This is a genomic window from Nostoc sp. (genome assembly GCF_035638895.1).
Taxonomy (GTDB): domain Bacteria; phylum Cyanobacteriota; class Cyanobacteriia; order Cyanobacteriales; family Nostocaceae; genus Nostoc.
Genome location: NZ_DASQZC010000236.1, coordinates 1 through 5,244 on the forward strand (window position 1 = coordinate 1; position 5,244 = coordinate 5,244).

The 5,244-nt window shown below is 39.4% G+C and carries 3 protein-coding genes and 2 pseudogenes; 4 read left to right on the top strand and 1 reads right to left on the bottom strand.

Annotation, left to right across the window (positions count from 1 at the left end):
* Nucleotides 1-329 (bottom strand): annotated as a pseudogene (locus tag VE944_RS11190) (hypothetical protein); the annotation flags it as partial.
* Between the two features lie 509 nt (nucleotides 330-838).
* Between VE944_RS11190 and VE944_RS11195 the strand changes: the two are divergent.
* The 4 genes and pseudogenes from VE944_RS11195 to VE944_RS11210 form a co-directional block, all read left to right on the top strand.
* Entirely contained in the window at nucleotides 839-1,429 is a 591-nt protein-coding gene (locus VE944_RS11195) for a hypothetical protein (protein ID WP_324976647.1), read from the top strand.
* 278 nt (nucleotides 1,430-1,707) lie between these two features.
* Entirely contained in the window at nucleotides 1,708-2,031 is a 324-nt protein-coding gene (locus VE944_RS11200) for a hypothetical protein (protein ID WP_324976650.1), read from the top strand.
* A gap of 32 nt (nucleotides 2,032-2,063) precedes the next feature.
* Nucleotides 2,064-4,883, top strand: a complete 2,820-nt coding sequence (locus VE944_RS11205) for a hypothetical protein (protein WP_324976653.1) — start codon at nucleotides 2,064-2,066, stop codon at nucleotides 4,881-4,883.
* A gap of 1 nt (nucleotide 4,884) precedes the next feature.
* A pseudogene (locus VE944_RS11210) lies at nucleotides 4,885-5,244 on the top strand (hypothetical protein); the annotation flags it as partial.

The window sequence follows — 5,244 nt, forward strand, 5'->3', positions numbered from 1 at the left end:
TGCACCCCATTAGCTGCCCAGACGTAAACGGGATCAACATATCCTTTAGTTTTGGGAATTTTAGTTTCGCTACATCTTACTCCATCCCGCAGACGGCTTCTATAATCTCCGCATACCTTCCAAGTTATTCTATATAAGTTAGGTGTCTCTTCTACATATTGCCTTATTTGCTCCTGTACTTCCTTATCTTTTTGGGTTTGCACATCAGTTAACTTAGCCCCATAATCATTCTCTGCCTGAGCAACCTTGTCTCCTTCAGACTGACAAGCTCCTAAGCAAAGTCCTACACCTATTGAAACAAGTGCTGTAAATATTTTTCTTCTACTCATAAATACTCCAACAAATGATTATGAAAATTAATTTCCAATTTCCTTGCTTGACCCAATATCTACTTCTAACAAATGCTGAAGTACAAGCTGCAAGTATTATACATATTTGTTCTATACATGCAATCAAGTTTTAACAGTTTTTAGTTATGATGCAAAGCATGGTGAGGTATCGAAGACAAAGTTCAATTTATGGAGCGCGGGGATACTTAAAGCTAGTTTAGATATGTAAAATCATAAAACTAGCCAATAGTCAATCCCCACTATTTGACACTTACTGAAGAGTTTGCACAAATATTTATACTAATTAATGATTAAGGATGTGAATATATCAAGCACAAAGACTGATAATATAAGAAAGAGATTTTTATCTACGTAGATTATTGCTGTTAAAAATATTTATACAGTACTACAGTTCTGTTTTTTTCCGTACCAGAGTACGTGGATTTTGGGGTTGATTTATTCAAGAATGTGCCTATCCCTCAAGACATCGTTCAGGAGAACGAAAGCAGATGCGTACTGACTACGGATACCCAGATTTTGCTGCTTCGGCAACAGCAACCCTCTCACCTGACTCAAAGAATGACAGGGCGAAAAAAAGCACACTTACACTCATGGGTGTGACTGGTGTGTTGATGATAGCAGAGATGTCCGTCCACAATATATTGATGGGTGGATTTATGATTGCGTCTGCCGTCGTAATTGCCTTGCCGAAACAGTCACAAGCATTATTTACTAACTTCGATAAACTACAACGAAAGTATGGAGTTAATCTGTATGCAGTGTTATTTGCGCTGTTAGCAGTAATTTGTCTAATTGATTTTGCGGCGGCTCCAGCCAATGCTCAGTTCTTCAATAATGCTCAAACTTGGATGACGACCACTTTTGGTAATGCCGGCAATGGACAAACAGCAGCAGTTATCGCACTTTTTTTCAATGTATTGAGAGGTTTATTCCTATTATATGTTGGGATCAGTCTAGTTCAGATTATTCAATCTTCCCGGAATGATGAAGACTGGCAGACACTAGCAAGAACTCCATTAATCATAGTTATGGCAGTTTTTGTTGGAGATTTAATTACTGGTTTGATTGTTCAGGTTTAGTAAGAAAGCTTTTTAAGTTATCAGTTATTGATGAATACGTATTTGAATTAATAGCTGTTGAAGAAGGCAGGAGGCAGGAGGCAGAGGGCAGAAGGTTCAATTTAGAAGGGGATTCAAACCCCTCCTAAATTGGGGCCACCAAATTGAAAATTTGGTGGGGGTCTTAAACCCTTGTTCCATGATTGTCACGGGCAGAGAGCAGAAAACAGTATTCCAACTGAAACTCCTGCCTTCTGCCCTCTGCCTTTCTTGATAACTCTTGATTAAATTCAGTAAATATGTCAAATAAGCATGATTTTCGGACAGTAAATCGGATTTTAGGAGAAAGACCAAGACTAGGGCCATTCCCTGCCGATCAAATATTTCCCTGGACATTAATAGCAGTAGTCAATGTATTTATCTTTAATTATCTACTGAAAACAAGTTGGTTAGGTACTAGCTTAAGTATTGCTTGGGGATGGGCAACATGGTGGACAATTTCTACAAATAAAGACTTTTTCGGTAAGTTCGTCAGCGTCCCTCGGATTAGTAGGGGATATATGAAATTTCAATCAATACAACAGAAGTCGGAAGTCGGAAGTCAGAAGTCGTCAGAAAAATAAGTTCTAGTGAAATTTCAGTTATTGGTAAAGTTATGCCAAATTCTTCTAAGAAAGTTAAAGATAAATTAGGTAAAGTCGCATTAGAAAAGTCGCAGATTAGTGTTGTCAAAATGCTCACTGCCTTTGAAGATATTATCCATTTAGCAGGCATTTGTGACCTCAACTTAGGAGGTAGGCAGGGCGTAGGCGCATTAATTCTCAAAAAAGGTGAAAATATTCAAATCAAATTCTGTTTTGATTGTTTAGGTATTCATCCCAATCTGCAATCAGAGCAAATGTTACCCATTTTCGAGGGAATAGAAGCGGGGCTAAAAGAAATTCCCGAAGGCGAAAGCCTGACAATACATCTAGGGTCATTTACTTCGGATTATGACAGACAGCAAGAACTATCGAAGCTAGAGACTAATTGCTCACAAGACCAATTAAAGCTGTTAATTCGGAGTGAAAAGTTAAGAACTAAAGAACTAACGCAAAGCGGAACTCGAAAAAACAAATTCTTGAGGCTATGGTGTACTTATACTGTTATTTCTGACGATGAACGTTCTAAAGATTTTATCGAATCGATTATTAGAAAATTAGAGAAAGGTTGGTTTTCATTTACAGGTGAGATCCATGCCATCAACAATACCAGAATTGAAAATATCCTCCAAAATTCCTTTAGCAATGGTTTTTTGCAGTGGTCAGCTATCCTGGGCAACAAGATGAAGTTGGGGATTAGGGTTTTAAGTGCTGAAGAAATTTGGTCAACAATTTGGCAACAGTTTAATCGCTCTACTCCCTCGGCAATCCCTAATCCATTAAAAATTGACCCAATAGATGGACTAGTAGAAACTCAAACTAGTGATTTTCATATCCGCCACCAGATGTTAGAGAATGAGGAGTCTGTGCCATTTTTTGATAGGAAATGGGTAAAAATCCAAAATAAATATATTGGGGCGCTCAACTTCAGTCAAAAACCAGGGGGCTGGTATGACGAACAAGCTCAATTACGTTATTTGTGGGAACTAATTTCTAGAGATAGTATTTATGATACAGAGGTTATTTGTCAGCTAACAAAGGCAAATCAAGCTATTTCTAAAACTAACCTACAACGGATCACCAAGCAATCAATTACCAGCACTTCTTTATCTACAGGAAAAGGGAACATTGATGTCAAATCAGGCATGAATATTGAGGACTCTGTGGAGGCGCAAAAGACAATATACAAAGGGAGTGTAGTTGTGCATACCGCAGTTGCTTTTCTGGTTCACCGCCCAACCCCACGGGAATTAGACGAAGCTTGCCGATATCTTGCCAGCTATTTCTTGCGTCCGGCGGTAGTTGACCGGGAGATTGAATACGCTTGGAAGACATGGTTGCAGTGTTGTCCTATGGTGTGGGAACCACTGTTAACCAAGCCTTTTAACCGCAGACTGCCATATTTTAGTTCGGAAGCACCAGGGCTGATGCCTTTGATCAGGACTGCCACAGGAGATCGGACTGGCTTTGAGTTAATCGCAGAAGAAGGCGGCACACCAGTACACCTAGACTTATACCAGAATCATAAGAATTTGGCAGTGTTCGGCGCAACTCGTTCAGGTAAATCTGTACTGGTGGCAGGTATTCTTACCCCTGCACTTGCACAAGATATTCCGGTAGTGGCATTAGACTATCCTAAACCAGACGGTACATCCACTTTCACTGATTACACGAATCTACTTAGTGAAGATGGGGCATACTTTGACATCTCTAAAGAAGCGAATAATCTTTTTGAACTTCCTGATTTACGCTCTCTGGATGCAGAACTGAGAAATGAGCGATTGAGCGATTTTAAGGAATTTCTCAAATCAGTTCTGATGACAATGGTGATTGGACAGGGCATGATTGGTGTCAGTCCTTCAATGGTTACAAACATTGAGTCAATTATTGCGTTAACATTAAAAACTTTTTTTAATGATGACGAAATAAAATTGCGCTACAAGTTAGCAATACAGAATGGATTTGGAACTCAATATTGGAGCGAAACTCCGACGCTCAAAGATTTTTATAATTTTTGTTCTCCAGCTTTCATACAATTAGATTCTATTGCTAGTAATAGTCAAGAGATTTCCGAAGCCTTACAGCAAATCAGGCTGAGAATAAATTATTGGTTGAGTACCAGGGTAGGACAATCAATCTCACGCCCATCCAGTTTTAGAACTAATGCCAAATTGTTAGTATTCGCTTTACGTAATTTATCGAGTGAAGCTGATGCAGCGATTCTTGCTCTTAGCGCTTATGCTGCTGCTTTACGTCGCGCACTGTCATCAAAAGCTTCGATATTCTTTCTTGATGAAGCACCAATTTTATTCCAATTCGATGCGATTGCTGATTTGATTGGGCGATTGTGTGCCAATGGAGCTAAGTCTGGTATCCGCGTCATCATCTCTGCCCAAGAACCAGAGACTATATATCAGAGCAAAGCTGCACAGAAGATATTTGCCAATATCACTACACGTTTAGTAGGCAGGATTCAATCATCAGCCGTTGACCCATTTATTGTTCGCTTTAAATATCCAACTGTTATCATCAGGGTCAACAGTACAGAAGCTTTTTATCCAAAAAAGTCGGGAATTTATTCTCAGTGGTTGCTTGATGATAATGGCAAGCTTACTTTCTGTCGCTATTATCCTGCCTACTGTTTATTAGCCTCAGTTGCTAATAATCCAAACGAGCAAGAATTACGCAGTTTGTTTCTTAAACACTATCAGAATAATCCTATGCTTGGGTTAGTCAAATTTAGTGAGGATTATATCAGAATGATTCGGGGAGAAGAGTTATCAGAATTGGCAAAGAATTTACTCTCCAAATCACGCACAAAGCAAGTAGCTTAATATGAAAAAACGGACGATTGGTGTAATAATTTCTGGTGCAGTTGGCAGTTTATTTATTGCTGCACCTAGCTATGGCATCAGCATCAACGATTTTTTTAGTTCTATCGTATCGGATCTTCAAGGAGAAGTATCGGAAATTCAAACATGGGCTAACGAAGAAATTAACAGTGCCTGGGCGGACATCAAAGAAAACGCGTCAGCTGCAATTGATAGTTCTATCGGACAATTGGGTGCGCCTGACCCAATTGCTTCGGCTGATCAATTGAAGGATTCACTTAAGGACGATTATTCTTATCCTGTCGCCCAAGAAAAAGCACAGAAGTTGGAACGTGACCTAGCTTTGGCTTCTGTCGCTAGCGTC

What these genes read in the sequence shown, in the direction of transcription:
- VE944_RS11195 (WP_324976647.1), top strand. Translation starts at nt 839, where the DNA reads ATGCGTACTGACTACGGATACCCAGATTTTGCTGCTTCGGCAACAGCA.
- VE944_RS11200 (WP_324976650.1), top strand. Translation starts at nt 1,708, where the DNA reads ATGTCAAATAAGCATGATTTTCGGACAGTAAATCGGATTTTAGGAGAA.
- VE944_RS11205 (WP_324976653.1), top strand. Translation starts at nt 2,064, where the DNA reads ATGCCAAATTCTTCTAAGAAAGTTAAAGATAAATTAGGTAAAGTCGCA.